Here is a 699-nt window from a genome sequence, read left to right on the forward strand (position 1 = left end):
TTAAATCCAGACTCTATTGATATAATTGAGACTTTAAATGTAGAAGAAATATATGATGAAATATCTGGGAGACCCAAATTTTACCACCTCCGTAAAGAGCCTTGTATATTTGGTAAATCAAATATTTTAAGCCGACTTTGCGAGTATGACTGAGTATATTTTGACCCGTTTAAATCTTTCAGATATTAAGTTTAACATAGACATTGTTCTAGCATACCCAGGTTAAATATCAAATTGAAAGGGCTGGTGGGTGTTTTATAACCAGCCTTTTTGATGAACAAATAATATTTAAAACTAGATATAACTAGTCATGAAATACAATTATTGTATTTCATGCATTGAATATTCCAAAACAATCCCCACCTTAATACTAATACTAACAATAAAACGGATATAATATGTTCGACTCACTTAAAAGCACCTTTCCCTGGTCTATTATAGCTATCGTTGCTGTATCTGGCTCTGGAGTCGTCGGTGCAAAACTATACAAAGAATATCTCAAAACTACCGGGCCAGCAGTTGTTCAAGGCATTTCCGACAACGAAGCGTACAAAGACTTTGTTGACTGCCTGACGGTGGTAGATTTAGAGCGTTCTAGCTTAATGGAAAAATGCGACAGTTTCTATTTAGAATACCTACCAGCTAAAACAGATCCGAGTTACAAGAAGAAGATCATAGAAGTTCAACAGCTAAAGCCAG

At 35.1% G+C, this 699-nt stretch carries 1 protein-coding gene; it reads left to right on the forward strand.

Annotated features, from left to right (window positions below; all coding sequences use genetic code 11):
* Positions 1 to 398: 398 nt before the first annotated feature.
* A partial coding sequence (locus tag R8O10_RS25175) for a hypothetical protein (protein ID WP_318191948.1) occupies positions 399 to 699 on the forward strand: 301 nt, incomplete at its 3' end.

Source organism: Vibrio sp. 1727, assembly GCF_033344415.1.
Lineage (GTDB): Bacteria > Pseudomonadota > Gammaproteobacteria > Enterobacterales > Vibrionaceae > Vibrio > Vibrio alginolyticus.